15 protein-coding genes are annotated in these 14,739 nt (G+C 66.1%); 4 read left to right on the plus strand and 11 right to left on the minus strand.

Translation table 11 applies throughout. The features are described 5' to 3' along the window. Positions 1 to 145 precede the first annotated feature (145 nt). Entirely contained in the window at positions 146 to 1,051 is a 906-nt protein-coding gene (locus tag PMN64_RS37030; protein WP_411784322.1) for an alpha/beta fold hydrolase, read from the minus strand. A 120-nt stretch (positions 1,052 to 1,171) separates the two neighbouring features. Between PMN64_RS37030 and PMN64_RS37035 the strand changes: the two genes are divergently transcribed. Continuing rightward, positions 1,172 to 2,404 carry an acyl-CoA dehydrogenase family protein gene (locus PMN64_RS37035; RefSeq protein ID WP_411784323.1) on the plus strand — a complete coding sequence of 411 codons (1,233 nt, stop codon included), beginning with the start codon at positions 1,172 to 1,174 and terminating at the stop codon, positions 2,402 to 2,404. 139 nt (positions 2,405 to 2,543) lie between these two features. On the opposite strand, the gene PMN64_RS37040 is transcribed toward PMN64_RS37035, so the two are convergent. Genes PMN64_RS37040 through purD form a run of 3 tightly spaced genes read right to left on the minus strand, consistent with a single transcriptional unit; the run spans position 2,544 to position 5,192 of the window. Then, complete coding sequence (locus PMN64_RS37040; RefSeq protein WP_411784324.1) at positions 2,544 to 2,690, minus strand: hypothetical protein; 147 nt, start codon at positions 2,688 to 2,690, stop codon at positions 2,544 to 2,546. A gap of 23 nt (positions 2,691 to 2,713) precedes the next feature. After that, positions 2,714 to 3,868 carry an adenylate/guanylate cyclase domain-containing protein gene (locus PMN64_RS37045; RefSeq protein ID WP_411784325.1) on the minus strand — a complete coding sequence of 385 codons (1,155 nt, stop codon included), beginning with the start codon at positions 3,866 to 3,868 and terminating at the stop codon, positions 2,714 to 2,716. A 46-nt stretch (positions 3,869 to 3,914) separates the two neighbouring features. Continuing rightward, complete coding sequence (purD, locus tag PMN64_RS37050) at positions 3,915 to 5,192, minus strand: phosphoribosylamine--glycine ligase (protein ID WP_304498762.1); 1,278 nt, start codon at positions 5,190 to 5,192, stop codon at positions 3,915 to 3,917. A gap of 165 nt (positions 5,193 to 5,357) precedes the next feature. Between purD and xseA the strand changes: the two genes are divergently transcribed. After that, positions 5,358 to 6,980, plus strand: coding sequence for an exodeoxyribonuclease VII large subunit (gene xseA, locus PMN64_RS37055; protein WP_411784326.1), 1,623 nt, complete (start codon positions 5,358 to 5,360; stop codon positions 6,978 to 6,980). On the opposite strand, the gene PMN64_RS37060 is transcribed toward xseA, so the two are convergent. Beyond that, on the minus strand, positions 6,977 to 7,807 hold the full coding sequence (locus PMN64_RS37060; RefSeq protein WP_411784327.1) for a dienelactone hydrolase family protein: 831 nt from the start codon (positions 7,805 to 7,807) through the stop codon (positions 6,977 to 6,979). The two genes, xseA and PMN64_RS37060, sit on opposite strands and share 4 nt — an antisense overlap. Before the next feature lie 186 nt (positions 7,808 to 7,993). Between PMN64_RS37060 and PMN64_RS37065 the strand changes: the two genes are divergently transcribed. Then, positions 7,994 to 8,221 (plus strand): DUF2093 domain-containing protein, encoded by a 228-nt coding sequence (locus PMN64_RS37065; RefSeq protein ID WP_016848019.1) that lies wholly within the window; start codon positions 7,994 to 7,996, stop codon positions 8,219 to 8,221. 14 nt (positions 8,222 to 8,235) lie between these two features. Here PMN64_RS37065 and lpxK read toward each other — a convergent pair whose 3' ends face one another. The 6 genes from lpxK to PMN64_RS37095 form a co-directional block, all read right to left on the minus strand. After that, complete coding sequence (lpxK, locus tag PMN64_RS37070; RefSeq protein ID WP_411784328.1) at positions 8,236 to 9,258, minus strand: tetraacyldisaccharide 4'-kinase; 1,023 nt, start codon at positions 9,256 to 9,258, stop codon at positions 8,236 to 8,238. Then, complete coding sequence (locus PMN64_RS37075) at positions 9,251 to 10,585, minus strand: 3-deoxy-D-manno-octulosonic acid transferase (protein ID WP_411784329.1); 1,335 nt, start codon at positions 10,583 to 10,585, stop codon at positions 9,251 to 9,253. The genes lpxK and PMN64_RS37075 overlap by 8 nt, the downstream gene beginning before the upstream one ends. After that, positions 10,548 to 11,261, minus strand: coding sequence for a lysophospholipid acyltransferase family protein (locus tag PMN64_RS37080; RefSeq protein ID WP_411784330.1), 714 nt, complete (start codon positions 11,259 to 11,261; stop codon positions 10,548 to 10,550). The genes PMN64_RS37075 and PMN64_RS37080 overlap by 38 nt, the downstream gene beginning before the upstream one ends. Then, the gene (locus PMN64_RS37085; protein ID WP_016848023.1) at positions 11,258 to 11,506 is read right to left on the minus strand and encodes a DUF4170 domain-containing protein; all 249 of its coding nucleotides are present in this window, start codon (positions 11,504 to 11,506) and stop codon (positions 11,258 to 11,260) included. The genes PMN64_RS37080 and PMN64_RS37085 overlap by 4 nt, the downstream gene beginning before the upstream one ends. Positions 11,507 to 11,651: 145 nt before the next feature. Further along, positions 11,652 to 12,461, minus strand: coding sequence for a 3'(2'),5'-bisphosphate nucleotidase CysQ (locus tag PMN64_RS37090; protein ID WP_411784331.1), 810 nt, complete (start codon positions 12,459 to 12,461; stop codon positions 11,652 to 11,654). Then, on the minus strand, positions 12,448 to 13,836 hold the full coding sequence (locus PMN64_RS37095; RefSeq protein ID WP_411784332.1) for a TldD/PmbA family protein: 1,389 nt from the start codon (positions 13,834 to 13,836) through the stop codon (positions 12,448 to 12,450). Before PMN64_RS37095 ends, PMN64_RS37090 begins: the two co-directional genes overlap by 14 nt. 274 nt (positions 13,837 to 14,110) lie before the next feature. Between PMN64_RS37095 and PMN64_RS37100 the strand changes: the two genes are divergently transcribed. Further along, complete coding sequence (locus tag PMN64_RS37100; protein WP_411784333.1) at positions 14,111 to 14,635, plus strand: DUF6101 family protein; 525 nt, start codon at positions 14,111 to 14,113, stop codon at positions 14,633 to 14,635. Positions 14,636 to 14,739 lie beyond the last annotated feature (104 nt).

The raw sequence follows: 14,739 nt of genomic DNA on the forward strand, positions 1-14,739 counted from the left end.
AATGCCATGATGCGAGACCGAAAGCCGTACCTGCAGACCAAACCAACATAACAGTTGCCGGCTTTCGCCGGGACGACATCGAGTGTGTTGCGTCATCGAGAGTCATATATTCACGGTCTCTTCGGATGACGGTGCGCGAGCGGAGTCACCCCGCCAGGAAAAACTCCCGCAGCAGTTTCGCGGTCGCGTCCGGGGCCTCCTCGGGCAGGAAATGCCCCGACGCCACCGGCGCGCCGCTGACATTGGTGGCCCAGGTCTTCCAGGTGTCGAGCGGTGTCGTTGCCGCGCTGGCAACCCCGGCATCGCCCCACAGCGCCAGCATCGGGACCGTGATCTTCTTGCCGGCGTCGACATCGGCCTTGTCGATCTCGTAGTCGGCACAGGCGCCGGCGCGATAGTCCTCGCACATCGCGTGGATGCGCGCGGGATCGCGGAATGGCGCGAGGTAGTGCGCGAGCGCGCGCGGATCGATCGCCTCCAGCGTCTTGCTTTTGGTCTGGCTCGCCATCTTCTCCTTGAGGAAGAATTCGCCATTGTTGGAGATCAGCGTCTCCGGCAGCGGATAGGGCTGTGCCAGGAACGCCCAGTGGTAGATCTTCAGCGCCGAGAGGCGATTGAGCTTCTGCCAGTAATCATAGGTCGGCGCGATATCGAGCACCGCAAGCTTCGAGAGCCGGCCGGGATGATCGAGCGCGAGCCGGTACGACACCCGGCCGCCGCGGTCGTGGCCAGCGAGTGCGAAATGCACGTGGCCGAGCTGCTCCATCACCTCGACCATGGTCTTCGCCCAGACCCGCTTGGTGTAGGGCGTATGGTCCTTGTCGCTGTCGGGCATGTCGGACCAGCCGTAGCCCGGCAGGTCGGCGACGATCAGCGTGAAGCTGTCGTCGAGTTTCGGCGCAACCGTGTGCCACATCACATGCGTCGAGGAGAAGCCGTGCAGCAACAGCAATGGCGGGCCCTTGCCGCCGACGCGGGCGAAGATGCGGCCCTGCGAGGTGTTGATCCATTTTGATTCATAGCCGGGAAAAAGATCAGCGAGATCAGGCATCGGTAGCTCCTTCCCTGTCGCGGGCGCTGCTTCAAACTTTGTTCGGCGTTGCCGCTGGCTTTGGCGAGGTTTATGCCATCCTCAAGTCCTGCCAACAACAACATGAAACGAGGAAGTGCCATGTCGATCGACTTCGAAATCCCCGCGGAGGCCAAGGCGATCCGCGAGAAGGTTCGCAAATTCGTGCACGACGAGTGCATTCCGGCGGAAAAGGAACTCGACAGCAAGCCGCTCGCCGAGGTGCTGGGACCGCTGCGGAAGAAGGCCCGCGCGCAGGGTCTGTGGTGCCCGTTCGTGCCGAAGGAGTATGGCGGTATGGGGCTCGGCCCGCTCGCCAACGCGCTGGTGCAGATGGAGCTCGGCGAGAGCATGCTCGGCGCGCTCTCGATGAACACGCAGGGACCGGACGACGCCTCGATGATGACAATCCTGGCGCACGGCACCGAGTACCAGAAGGAAAAATTCCTCAAGCCCCTGCTGAACGGCGAGAAGCGGATCTGCTTCTCGATGACCGAAAAGGCCGCCGGCGCCGATGCCACCGGCATGCAGACCACCGCCGTGAAGGACGGCAACGAGAACTACATCCTCAACGGCGAGAAATGGTTTTCCTCGTCGGCGAGCGTCGCCGACCTCGCGCTGGTCATGGCGAAGACCGATCCGAACGCGCCGCGCCACAAGCAGTACTCGACCTTCATCGTCGAGCTGCCCAACCCCGGCTACCGCATCAAGCGCAACGTCGCCAACATGGCGATCGAGGGGCCGCATGACGACGTGATCCACGGCGGCCACTCCGAGATCGAGATCAAGGATCTGAAGGTGCCGGCCGACAATCTGCTCGGCGGCGAAGGCAACGGCTTCAACATGGGGCAGCACCGCCTCGCCTACGGCCGGCTGCGCCACGGCATGCACAACGTTGCCAAGGCGCAGCGCGCGCTCGACATGGCGGCCGCCCACGTGACAAAACGCTCGACCTTCGGCCAGCTGCTGGCCGACCGTCAGGCGGTGCAGTTCATGCTCGCCGACTGCGCGAGCGAGCTCTATATCGGCCGGCTGATGCTGCTGCATATCGCCTACAAGGCCGAGAAGGGCCTCGACATCCGCCAGGAGAACTCGATCGCCAAGATCTTCCATGCCCACATGGTGCACAAGGTGATCGACACCGCGATCCAGCTCCACGGCGCGCTCGGCTTCAGCCAGGATACACCGCTGGCGAAGTGGTACACCCAGGTGCGCTCGCAGCGGCTGGTCGACGGCCCCGACGAGGTGCACAAGTGGAAGATCGGCAAGAACGTCATCAAGGCGTTCCGCGAGCACGGCACCACGGCGTCAGCGGCGGGCGGGGATCTGCTCTGACCACTTCGTCATTCCGGGGCGGCGCAACGCGCCGAACCCGGAATCTCGAGATAAGGTGAGAAGGTGCCCACAACATCGAGATTCCGGATCGGCGCGCGATGCGCGTCGTCCGGAATGACGGCGTGGGGCCGAGCCTAGTCTAGCCACTCGCCGCAAACAGCTCCCATGTCCCGGGCAGTCCCTTCAGCTCGAACGCGCCGCGCTCGGCGAATTTCAACCCGGCGCCCGCGACCAGATCGGTCACCACGCGTGACACCAGCACCTCGTTCGAGCCGCACTGCGACATCACGCGCGCCGCGGCGTGTACCGCTATGCCGCCGATATCCGCCCCCTCACCTCGATCTCGCCGGTGTGCAGGCCTGCTCGCACCGGCAGGCCGATCTGCCGCGCGGCCGAGCCGAACGCCAGCGCACAGCGCACGGCGCGGCCGGGACCGTCGAAGGTCGCCAGAATGCCGTCGCCAGTGCTCTTCACCAGATGGCCGCGATGGCGGCCGACCATCTGCTGTGCGAGTTGATCGTGATCGTCGAGCAGACGTCGCCAACGATGATCTCCCATCACCGCGGCGCTTCGGGTCGAATCGACGATATCGGTGAACAGCACGGTCGCAAGCACACGGTCGAGTTCGGCATCACCACCATCGCGATGGCCGGTGACGAATTCCTCGACATCGCCGAGCATCGCCTCGGTCTCGCCGACCCAATAGTAGTGATCGCAGCCCGGATATTCCACGTATTTCGCGGCGGGGATCGAGCGCGCGACAGCACGGCCGAGCGCCACGGGAACGCGGGCATCGCCGATTCGATGCAGGACAAGCGTCGGAGTCTGGAGCATCGGCAGGATCGTCGTGACGTCGATCGCGCGATTGAGAACGAGCAGCGTCCGCAACGCTCCCGGACTGCTCGACAGCCGCTCGAATTTCGCGATCTGCGCGATCACTTCTGCATTCGTTGCCTGGCTCGGCGCGACAGTCTTGACCGTGTCGCCGGAACCCCAGTTCCGCACGATCTCGTCGCAGCGCAGCTGCCACACGTCGTCCGGCAGGCGATCCTTCGAGCGGGCAAAACTGCCGAGCAGAACGAGATGCGAAACGCGGTCCGGATAGGTCGCTGCAAACAGCACACTCATCGGACAGCCCTCGGAGAAGCCGAACAACACCGCCTTCGTGGAGCTGATGGCATCCATGATGGCCCGGACGTCGTCCATGCGCTGCTCGAGGGAGGGCGCGCCGGTCATCCGATCCGACAATCCCTGTCCGCGTTTGTCGAAGGTCACGACCCGGGCGAAGCGCGACAGGCGGCGCAGCACGGCGGTGTAGCCGGGCATCTCGTGCATGAACTCGATGTGCGAGAACAAGCCGGGGACAAGGATGATGTCGACAGGACCATCGCCCATCACCTGATAGGCGATGCTCGCGTCGGCGCTTTGCGCATAGTGCGTCTCGGGCAGTCTGAAATCCGTCATTCGAAGGCCCCCGGGCGCGCCATTGTCGCCGCTGAGGCCGGATCGATCAACCCTTCTCCGCCTCCACCGCCTGCCAGGCAATGTCGCGACGGCAGAATCCGTCCGGCCATTTGATCCGATCGACAGCCTGATAGGCGCGGTCGCGCGCCTCGGTGACCGTCTTGCCCATCGCGCAGACGTTCAGCACCCGGCCGCCATTGGCGATGATTGCGCCATCCTTCGCCACCGTGCCGGCGTGGAAGATCTCGACGCCCTCGACCTTGGCGGCGTCGTCGAGACCGTCGATCCGCGTGCCCTTGATGTAATCGCCGGGATAGCCCTTGGCCGCCATCACCACCGTCAGCGCCGGGTCCGGATACCAGCGCAGATCGAAGTTCTTCAATTGCCCGTCGATGGAGGCGAGCAGCGCCGGCACGATGTCCGACATCATCCGCAGCATCAGCACCTGGCACTCGGGATCGCCGAAGCGGACATTGTATTCGAACAGTTTTGGGCCCTGCGCGGTCAGCATCACGCCGGCATAGAGCACGCCCTTGAACGGCATGCCGCGGCTCTTCATCCCGGCCACCGTCGGCAGGATGATCCGCGCCATGATCTGGTCGTGCACCTCTGATGTCACGAACGGCGTCGGCGAATAGGCGCCCATGCCGCCGGTGTTCGGCCCCTTGTCGTGATCGAACACCCGCTTGTGGTCCTGCGCCGAGGCCAGCGGGATCGCGGTCTCGCCGTCGCACAGCGCGAAGAAGCTGATCTCGCGACCCGAGAGGAATTCCTCGATCACGACCTCGGCGCCGGCCGAGCCGAACGCGCCCTCGAACATCATCGCAATCGCGGCCTCGGCCTCGGGCAGCGTCTGTGCCACCACGACGCCCTTGCCGGCCGCAAGTCCATCGGCCTTGACCACGATCGGCGCGCCCTGGGCGCGGACATAGGCCACCGCGTCCTTCGCATTGTCGAAGCGGCGATAGGCACCGGTCGGAATGTCGAACTCGCTGCAGAGGTCCTTTGTGAAACCCTTGGAGCCCTCCAGCTGGGCGGCCTGCTTGCTCGGCCCGAACGCCTTGATGTCGACCGCGGCGAGGTCGTCGACGATCCCGGCGGCGAGCGGCGTCTCCGGACCGACCACCACCAGATCGACCGCATTGCGCCGGCAGAATTCGATCACCGCGGCGTGGTCGGCGACGTCGAGCGCGACGCATTCGGCCTCGCGCGCGATCCCGGCATTGCCCGGCGCGCACCAGAGTTTCGTCACCAGCGGGGACGCGGCGATCTTCCACGCCAGCGCATGTTCGCGGCCGCCGGAACCGAGCAGGAGGATGTTCATCTGTGTCGCCGATCAGAGGGGTTGTAACGCCATTTCGTCCGGTTTAGCACGCTCCCGAACCGCAGCAACACGCGGTTCGATCAGATGTGGATATGTGATTCGACGCCCGAAACGCGGCGTCCGGACCTTGCACACGGGGTCGAAAACCCCGATTCTATAGATCAGATGACCGCCGCACCGAATCTCGTCAACGCGCCTGAATTCACCGTCTCGGAACTCTCCTCCGCCCTGAAGCGGACGGTGGAGGACCGCTTCGGCCATGTCCGTGTCCGCGGCGAGATTTCGGGTTTTCGCGGCCCGCATTCCTCCGGCCACTGCTATTTCGCGCTGAAGGACGAGAGCGCCAAGATCGAGGCGGTGATCTGGAAGTTCGCCCATGCCCGGATGCGCTTCAAGCCGCAGGAGGGCCTCGAGGTCATCGCCACCGGCAAGCTGACCACCTATCCGAACTCCTCGAAGTACCAGATCGTCATCGATTCGCTGGAGCCGGCCGGCGTCGGCGCGCTGATGGCGCTGATGGAGGAGCGCAAGAAGAAGCTCGCCGCCGAGGGCCTGTTCGACGAGGCCCGCAAGCAGCTTTTGCCCTGGCTGCCCGAGGTGATCGGCGTCGTCACCTCGCCGACCGGCGCCGTGATCCGCGACATCCTGCACCGGCTGGAGGACCGCTTTCCCCGCCGCGTGCTGGTCTGGCCGGTCAAGGTGCAGGGCGACGGCTCGGCCGAACAGGTGGCGGCCGCGATCCGCGGCTTCAACGCGCTGCCGGAGGGCGGCCGGATTCCACGGCCTGACCTCTTGATCGTCGCGCGCGGCGGCGGCTCGCTGGAGGACCTCTGGTCGTTCAACGAGGAGATCGTGGTCCGCGCCGCGGCCGAGAGCCACATCCCGCTGATCTCCGCGGTCGGCCACGAGACCGACATCACGCTGATCGACTTCGTCGCCGACAAGCGCGCGCCGACGCCGACCGCCGCCGCGGAGATGGCGGTACCGGTGCGCAGCGAGCTGTTCGTCGAGGTTGCCGCGCTCGCCCGCCGCACCATGGTGTGCTGGCAACGCGCCCAGGAGGCCCGCCGCACCGAGCTGCGCGCCGCGGCGCGGGCGCTGCCGGCGGCGCACGAGCTGCTGGCGATCCCGCGGCAGCGGCTCGATCATCTCGCAGCAGGACTGCCGCGCGGGCTGAAGGCCAATACGCATGCGCATTTCCGCCGCTTTGCGGCGAGCAGTTCGCGCCTCACCATCGGCGTGCTGCGCGGCCAGATCGCGCATGCACGGCAGCGGCTCACCGCATCCGGCGAGCGCATCACGCTGTCGGCGCGCGCGCTGCTGCATCGCAGGCGCGAGCGCTTCAGCGGGCTCGAGATCCGGCTCAAGGCCTCGAAGCTCGCCAATGCCAAGGCCCAGCGCAACGCCATCGCCCGCGATCTCGAGCGCACCCACCGCCTCGCCGAGCGCGCCCGGCGCGCGCTGGTGACGACGATGCAGCGGCTCGAGGCGCGCGTCGCCCATAGCGGCCAGCTGCTATCGGCGCTGTCCTATCGCGGCGTGCTGGCGCGCGGCTTTGCGCTGGTGCGCGACGAGCACGGCCACGCCCTGCACTCCGCCGCGGCGGTCGGCCCGAACGCCGGCCTGTCGATCGAGTTCGCCGATGGCCGCGTCGCCGCCACCGCGAATGCCGATCAGCCCCCGGCAACAGTAGCGCCCGAGAGCCAGCCGAAGCCTCAGCCGCGTGAGGCAAAGCCTGCGGCGCCGAAGCGCATCACTAAGCCGGTGGACCAGGGCAGCTTGTTTTAGCGCGACAGCCACTCGGCGACTTGCTTTTGCGCATCCTTGCGCGCGCCGGTATCGGTGCCGATGTGACCGCGCTCGGCGATCTCGGCATCGGAGGCCGCGACCGCGTGCAGCGGCAGGTTGGGACGGTCGAAGTCGTGATAGGCCTCGGGATAGACCACGATCCGCGCCAGTGCGCTACGGCCGCGGGCGCCGTCGACCATCTGGTGGCAGGCCGATGACGATGTCACGTCGTCGCGCGCGCCGATCAGGACCAGCGTCGGCACCCGCGCGCTCCAGCCAAGGCCGAACGAGGCGCGGCAATCCGGATAAAACGCGACCGCCGAGCGAAAATCCGGCTCGACGTTGCGCGACCACATCTGCGGCCGCACCGCCCACAGCAAAGCGGCGGCGCCGTTGCCCCAGCCGATCAGGCTGATGCGGCGCTTCGCCACCCATTTCTGCTGCACCAGCCATTGCCGCGCCGCATTGATGTCGGCGACCCGTGCACGGCGGGTCTGGACCTGATGCTCCCTGATGCGGCACTGCGGACCGAGCTCGCGCGAGCCGTAGCTGTCCGGCAGCAGTACCGCATGGCCGGTCGTCAGCAGTTGCTCGGCCCAGTCGCGATAGCGCGGCAGGACCGGCTCGGAACGGCCGGCGAGACCGCCGCAGCCATGCAGCGCGATCACGGTCGGGAACGGGCCGTCGCCATCGGGCCGGTAGAGCTGCGCGTGCAGCGTGACGTTGCCTTCGGGGATCTCGACCTGATGCGGGGCCGGGAGCGGCGCCGCGGCCGCGGCCGGCACGGCAAGCATGGCGAGGCACATGAAAACTGACTTGAGGCGCATCCAATCCGGCCGGCTCGTTATGGCGCTGCAAACACAGCGGACCACGGCCGCAAGGCTACCATGCGCGTCCGCCGCCAAATCATCACAAGTCGGTGGTTTAACGGGCGGACATGACACCCTATCTGTGATAGACGGTTTCATCGACATCCAGATGGCCTCGTTGGAGGCAAGGCGGAGAGCTCAATCGTGCTGAACAAGTTCGGTCCCTCGGGCCATGGCGAAGCGCAGGTGCAATATCTCGACGGCGATTTCCGCGTGATCTCGCCCGGCACCTTTGTGCGCTGTGCCATCACCGACGTCCGGATTCCGCTCGACGAGTTGAAGTACTGGAGCGTCGATCTGCAGGAAGCCTACGCCACCCCGACCGCGGTGCTGCAGCGCCACCATCCCGGCGTCCTCAAGCCGCAGGCCTAGGCACGAGGCCTGGCTCATTTGGAGAGCCTCCTGTCCCGTGCCCTGAACAGCTGATCGGCCACCAGGCGCCGCAGCGCGTCGCCATCATCAAATTGCAGCGTCACCGCGAACGGCACGATCGCCTGTGCCCAGGCCGGCATCCCGTCCGGACCACGTAACCGCGCGAGATCCTTTTCCGTCGTCACCAGCGTCAGGGCGTCGCGACGCGCGTCGGCAACAAGCTGATCGATCTCCTCCTTCGTGAAGGCATGATGATCGGCGAAAGCTTTGCTGCGCACGACGTCGACGCCGCTTGAGCGCAACGTGTTGAAGAAGCGCGCGGGATCGCCGATGCCGGCGAAGGCGAGCGCACGTGTTCCGCTCAGCGCCGCCAGCGAAGCCTGGTCCGGCTTCAGATGCGCCGACAGCACCGGCTTGCCGCGGGACGCCAGCTCGGCAGCAATCCTTTGCGCCGCGCTCCCCTCGCCGACAACGATCAGCGCGTCGGTCCGTTCCAGCTGCGGCGCCAGCGGCGCACGCAACGGTCCCGCCGGAATCACGCGGCCATTGCCGACGCCGCGCGTGCCGTCGATCACGATCACGCACGTGTCCTTGAGCACGCTCGGATTCTGGAAGCCGTCATCCATCAGGATCACGCTGGCGTCCTGCGCGCGCGCCAGCGCCAGGCCTGCGGCGCGGTCGCGCGACACCACGACCGGCAAGCTCGCCGCCATCATCAGCGGCTCGTCGCCGACATCGGCCGCCGTGTGGCTGTCGCGATCGACCTTGACCGGGCCGCCGAGCCTGCCGCCATAGCCGCGGCTGAGCACCACCGGCCGCTCGTCAATTTCGCGCAGCAATTTTGCCAGCGCCAGCACCGTCGGCGTCTTGCCGGCGCCGCCGACATGGTAATTGCCGACGCAGATCACGGGAATGCCGGCGTCGACGCCGGATTGCCGCATGCGCCGTGCGGCGACCGCGCCGTAAAGCGCGGCAAGCGGTTGGAGCAGTTGCGATGTCCAAGACGACGGCCGGTGCCAGAAGGCCGGCTCACGCATTGGCGGCTCCCATCTCGAGCCGCAACTGCAACAGATAGGGCTCGAGAGCGGTCACCGTGCGCTCCAGCGCGCCACCAAGCTGTTCGACGACGCGCTCGGAGGCCGCCAGCGAAGTGTCGCGTGCCGCGGAATCAGCAAGGAACTGGCCGAGCTGCTTGACCAGCGCTTCCCGATCATCAGCGCGGCGCGCGCCGCCGGCGCGATCGAGCGCCTCATAGACATCGGTGAAGTTGAACACGTGCGGGCCGTGCACGATCGCCGCGCCAAGCTTGATCGCCTCGATCGGATTCTGGCCACCATGCGCGACCAGCGAGCCGCCCATGAACACGATCGGCGCGAGGCGATAGAACAGGCCGAGCTCGCCCATCGTATCGGCGACATAGATATCCGTCGTCGCGACCGGCAGATCCTCGTGCGAGCGCAGGCCGGGGCGCAGGCCGGCCTCCGTCACCAGCCGCGCCACCGCCTCGCCGCGCGCGGCATGCCGCGGCACGATCACTGTGAGCAGGCCGGGGAAGAATCCCGCGAGCGACTTGTGCGCCTCGATCAGGATTTCTTCCTCGCCGGGATGGGTCGAGGCGGCAACCACTATGGCGCGGCCGCGCGTCACCGACATCAGCCGCTCCAGCTTGGCCGGATCGGCCGGCGGCGCCGCGACGTCGAGCTTGAGGTTGCCGGTGACGACGACGTTTTGGCTGCCAAGCGCGGCAAAGCGTTCGGCGTCGGTGTTCGACTGCGCGAGACAGATGTCGAACCGTCCGAGCAGCGCGCCGATGGTGTTGGAGACCCGGCGCCAGCGCGGAAACGAGCGCTGCGACATCCGCCCGTTGATCAGCACCATCGGCAGCCGCCGCGCGGCGCTCGACAGGATCAGGTTCGGCCACAAATCGGATTCGATGAACAGCGCCAGCGACGGATGCCAGTGATCGAGGAAACGCGTCACATAACGCGGCGAGTCATACGGCACGTATTGATGGATGACGTCGGGCGGGAAGCGCTTGGCCACAATCGCGGCCGAGGTCACCGTGCCCGAGGTGAGCAGGATGCGCAGATTGAGCGCGCGCAGCCGCTCGATCAGCCCGGCCGCCGCCAGCACCTCGCCGACGCTGGCGCCGTGAATCCACACCAGCGGGCCCTGCGGCCTGGTATCGGCGCTCACGCCGCGCCGTTCGCCGACGCGTTCGGGATCTTCCTTGCCGAGCTTGAGCCGCCGCTTGATCAGGGCAGGCGCGAGCGGCACCATCGCGGACGACAGCTTGCGGTACACACGCAACGTCATCGGTAGCGAGCTAGCCAAGCGCTGCCTCCGGCCGCCCGACCGCTGCATAGGCACGTCGGGTCGCTTCGTTGAGAAGTTCCTCCACGTGCTGCCGAAGCTTTTCCATCGTCGCGGCGTCGGCGTCGGGCGGCACATAGACCGGCTCAATACCTACCACTGCGCCGCGCCCGAATGGCAAATTGATGGTGGTCGAATCCCAGTTTTTCAACCGGATGAATCGGCTGGTGACCATCGCAAAGGGCATGATCGGCCGGCCGGTCTCCCGCGCCAGCATGATGGCCCCGAGGCCTGCCACCCGCGCCCGCTTCGGCACGTCGGCGGTGGTGGCCATGTTGCAGCCGTTTTCCAGCGCCCGAACCATCTCCAGGAAGGCGCCGACGCCGCCCTTGCGATGGAACGCGCCGGAATGATCGCCGGAACCTCTGATAGTGCCGATGCCGAGCCGCTCCACCGCGAGGGCGTTGAATTCACCGTCGCGGTGGCGGGAGATCAGCACCTTGGCGCGGTAGCTCTCCTTGGTCTTGATGAACGGCGTCATGAAGTGCTGGCCGTGCCAGAACACGAAGATCGCCGGCATCAGGGGCTCGACGATCCCGTACACGTCATGCGGCTGGTAGCTGAAGCGGTTGGTGCACCACACCAGCCTCAGATACTCGGCCGCAAGCACACCCAGCGCGCGCTGCACGAAGCCGCTGCGCAGCAGATCGCGAAAAAGTCGTTTCAATGGGAATGCTTTGTGTCCTGCTCAGGATCGAGCAACCGGTGGAGATGAACGACGAAATAGCGCATCTGGGCGTTGTCCACGGTCTGCTGCGCCTTCGCCTTCCAGGCTGCATAGGCGGTCGCATAGTTCGGGTAGACGCCGACGATCTCGACTTCGTCCAGATTCTTGAAGGTGTTGTGCTCGAGATCGGTCAACTCGCCGCCGATCACGAGGTGAAGCAGCTGGGGCTGGGCATTGTCTGACATGATGGTGGTTTTCCTAACGAGATGCCCGGCAAACAAATGAAGTCGTGGTCGTCACAGGTCTGGTCGTCACAAGTCTGGTCGTCACAAGGCTGTCGCAGCAGGTCTGGTCGTCACAATCGGAAACGCGGCGCGGATCGGTGGGGCCTCACGGCAAAGGACGGCTGCGAAAATGCTCGACAATGCGTGCATGACGTTCGCGTCCTGCTGCCACCAGCACCCCATGCGTCACCTCCCGGCGATTGTACTCAATCGCGTCCCCCGAGAGCGCGGTCATCTTACCACCCGCTTCCTGCACGATCAAATTCGCGGCGGCAAGATCCCAGTCGCGGCTTTGCCCGCCGGCAAAGGCCGCGTCAAGTCGACCTTGTGCTACACGGCACAGCCGCAGCGCCAGCGATCCGATCCGCGGATAGAGCGTGATCTCGTCCGGCGTCGGGCTGAGCCGCTGCACCAGCGGCTTCGGTCCCGCCATCCGTGGAAAATTGAAATCGGTGCCTGCGGTTGCATGCACCGCGCCGTCGTTCAGGGTGGCGCCCTGTCCGCGGGCGGCGAAGAAGAATTCCTCGCTGACCGGTGCATACACCGCCGCGAGCACCGGCGATGCATTTTCAACCAGCGCCACACTAACGCACCAATCCTCGCGACCGGCGAGATAGGCGCGGGTGCCATCGATCGGATCGACGATCCAGATGAAGCGCCTGCCAAGCCGGGAGTCGTTGTCGGCGCTCTCTTCCGACAGCCAGCCATAGCCGGGCGTTGCCGAACGCAGCTGCTGCTCCAGGAGGTCGTTGACCGCGATGTCGGCCTCGGAGACCGGCGAGGACGCGCCCTTGATCCAGTTCTTCAATTCGGTGCGGAACAGCGACGAGGCGAGCCGGCCCGCTTCCTGCACCGATCTGATCAGCAAGGCGGCATCGCGCGCCTTGGTCCAGTCGTCCGTATCAGCGTCCGCCAAGCGTCAGGCCCTCGATGCGCAGCGTCGGCGAATTGACGCCGTAGCGGAATTCCAGATCGTTGGCGGCGACCAGCGACTTGAACATCGGCAGCAGATGGCCGGCGATGGTCACTTCGCTGACCGGATAGGTGATCTCGCCGTTCTCGATCCAGAAGCCGGACGCGCCGCGGCTGTAATCGCCGGTCACGCCGTTGACGCCGGAGCCGATCAGGTCGGTGACATAGAAGCCCTGCTTGATGTCGGAGATCAGCTCCTTCGGCGTCACCGCACCCGGCTCGAGATGCAGATTATACGTTCCGGGCGACGGCGAGGACGACACACCGCGATGCGCATGCCCCGTCGTCACCAAGCCGAGCTCGCGCGCGGTCGCCGAATCCAGCACCCAGGTGGTGAGCACGCCCGCATCGATCAGCGCCGTCTTCCGCACTTTGACACCCTCGGCATCGAAGGTCTGCGAGCGCAGGCCACGCACGCGCAAGGGATCGTCGATGATGCGGATGTCCCTGGAGAACAGCTGCTCGCCGAGCTTGTCCTTCAGGAAGCTGGTCTTGCGCGCGATCGAGGCGCCGTTGATGGCGCCGACCAGATGGCCGACGATCGAGCCGGCGACCCGCGGATCGAACACCACCGGCACCTTGCAGGTCTCGACCTTGCGCGGATTGCCCCGCGCCACCGCGCGCTCGCCGGCCTTGCGGCCGACGGTGGCAGGTGAATCGAGATCGGAGGCATGCGGCGCGCTGGTGAAATCGTAGTCGCGCTCCATGCCGGTGCCCTCACCGGAAATCGCCGTGGTCGAGATGCCGTGGCTGGAGCGCAGATAAGAACCGTGGAAGCCGGTCGACGTCACCAGCACCATGCCGCCGATCCCGGTCGAGGCCGACGCGCCGCCGGACTTGGTGACACCCTTGACCGCGAGCGCCGCAGCCTCCGCTTCGATCGCGCGCTGCTCCAGTTCGGCCGTGCTCGGAACCTTGCGATCGAGCAGATCGAGATCGGGGAAATCGTGGGCGTGGAGCGCCGGATCGGCGAGACCGACATATTTGTCGTCCGGCGCCACGCGCGCCATCGCGACCGCACGCTCGGCAAGCTTGGCGACCCCGTCGCCGCTGACGTCATTGGTCGACACCACCGCCTGGCGCTGGCCGACGAACACCCGCAGGCCGACGTCATCGCCTTCGGAGCGCTCGGTTTCCTCGACGCGGCCGTCGCGCACCTCGACGCCCTGCGAGACGCCGCGCACCGCGATGGCGTCGGCCGCATCGGCGCCCGCGCGCTTTGCGGCATCGACCAGGCGCTGCGCGAGGTCGCTCAGGCCCGATTGGTCGAACAGATCGGAGGTATCGCCGTGTCGCGATGCAGATGGTGAAGAGTTCACGAACGAATTCCTGCGGATTGAGGGGGGCCCGGAACGAGGTCGACAGATCCACCAGATGTGCCGGTTTCACAGGGATTTCAAGCACTTTGCGCCGGCAGGCAACAAAGATTTGAGTGATCGGGGCAAGGCTTCGTCAATCATGCGGGCCAACCTCTTGTCAATCATGGCACGAGGTGAGGAGGGATTAACCAGGCTTTTTAAGGGGGAACGGACATCGCTCGGCTAGGCTCTCACACAACGACCGGGAACAAAATCCCGGCGGGGAGACAGAGCTTTGAGGCGTCAAACACCAACAAGCGGAATCAATTCCGCCGGGTCGAGCTGCGCATTGCGGCTCGACCCTCTTTCCCTTCCGCTCAGCTTCCACGCGCAGGATTCGCGCGCGGATGGCGGCATGCGGCAGGTCGAGCTTCATCGCGAACATGTCGTGCTGCGCCGTGCCGTTCTCGGCATGCGGATGGCGGTCAATGTTCGCGTCAGCGACTTTCTCGGCGTCGCGGTGCGCGGCATCGACGACGCGCAGATGCTGGTGCTGGTTCACCGCGATCCCGCGCTCAGCATTCCGCTCGGCGCCAGTTCGGATGCCGAGGAGATCAGCTCCGCCTGGCAGATGTGGAGCGACATCTTCCGTCTCCCGCAACTGACCGAGCCGGCGCCGCGGACACCCTCCCCGCGCCGCCGTCGCCGCAACGCGATCCGCGCGCGGAGGCCGAAATTCCTGGTCCGCCGCCGCGCGGGCTTCCGGCTCCACGGCACCAGCGTACATCGCGGCGAACGCGAGATCATCGCGCGGGATTGAGTTCGCCACACTCAGCATTCCCTCCATCGCCGTCGTCCTGGCGAAAGCCAGGACCCATATGTGGACGGCCCCCGTGGCACAAGAGCTGTTTGGTGAGATCGGAT

It is taken from the genome of Bradyrhizobium sp. UFLA01-814 (assembly GCF_046718885.1).
In the GTDB taxonomy this organism is placed as follows: Bacteria; Pseudomonadota; Alphaproteobacteria; order Rhizobiales; family Xanthobacteraceae; genus Bradyrhizobium; species Bradyrhizobium elkanii.

What these genes read in the sequence shown, in the direction of transcription:
- PMN64_RS37060 (WP_411784327.1), bottom strand. Translation starts at nt 7,807, where the DNA reads ATGCGCCTCAAGTCAGTTTTCATGTGCCTCGCCATGCTTGCCGTGCCG.
- PMN64_RS37030 (WP_411784322.1), bottom strand. Translation starts at nt 1,051, where the DNA reads ATGCCTGATCTCGCTGATCTTTTTCCCGGCTATGAATCAAAATGGATC.
- xseA (WP_411784326.1), top strand. Translation starts at nt 5,358, where the DNA reads ATGACCGCCGCACCGAATCTCGTCAACGCGCCTGAATTCACCGTCTCG.
- PMN64_RS37085 (WP_016848023.1), bottom strand. Translation starts at nt 11,506, where the DNA reads ATGTCAGACAATGCCCAGCCCCAGCTGCTTCACCTCGTGATCGGCGGC.
- PMN64_RS37075 (WP_411784329.1), bottom strand. Translation starts at nt 10,585, where the DNA reads ATGCAGCGGTCGGGCGGCCGGAGGCAGCGCTTGGCTAGCTCGCTACCG.
- PMN64_RS37035 (WP_411784323.1), top strand. Translation starts at nt 1,172, where the DNA reads ATGTCGATCGACTTCGAAATCCCCGCGGAGGCCAAGGCGATCCGCGAG.
- PMN64_RS37040 (WP_411784324.1), bottom strand. Translation starts at nt 2,690, where the DNA reads ATGTCGCAGTGCGGCTCGAACGAGGTGCTGGTGTCACGCGTGGTGACC.
- PMN64_RS37045 (WP_411784325.1), bottom strand. Translation starts at nt 3,868, where the DNA reads ATGACGGATTTCAGACTGCCCGAGACGCACTATGCGCAAAGCGCCGAC.
- lpxK (WP_411784328.1), bottom strand. Translation starts at nt 9,258, where the DNA reads ATGCGTGAGCCGGCCTTCTGGCACCGGCCGTCGTCTTGGACATCGCAA.
- purD (WP_304498762.1), bottom strand. Translation starts at nt 5,192, where the DNA reads ATGAACATCCTCCTGCTCGGTTCCGGCGGCCGCGAACATGCGCTGGCG.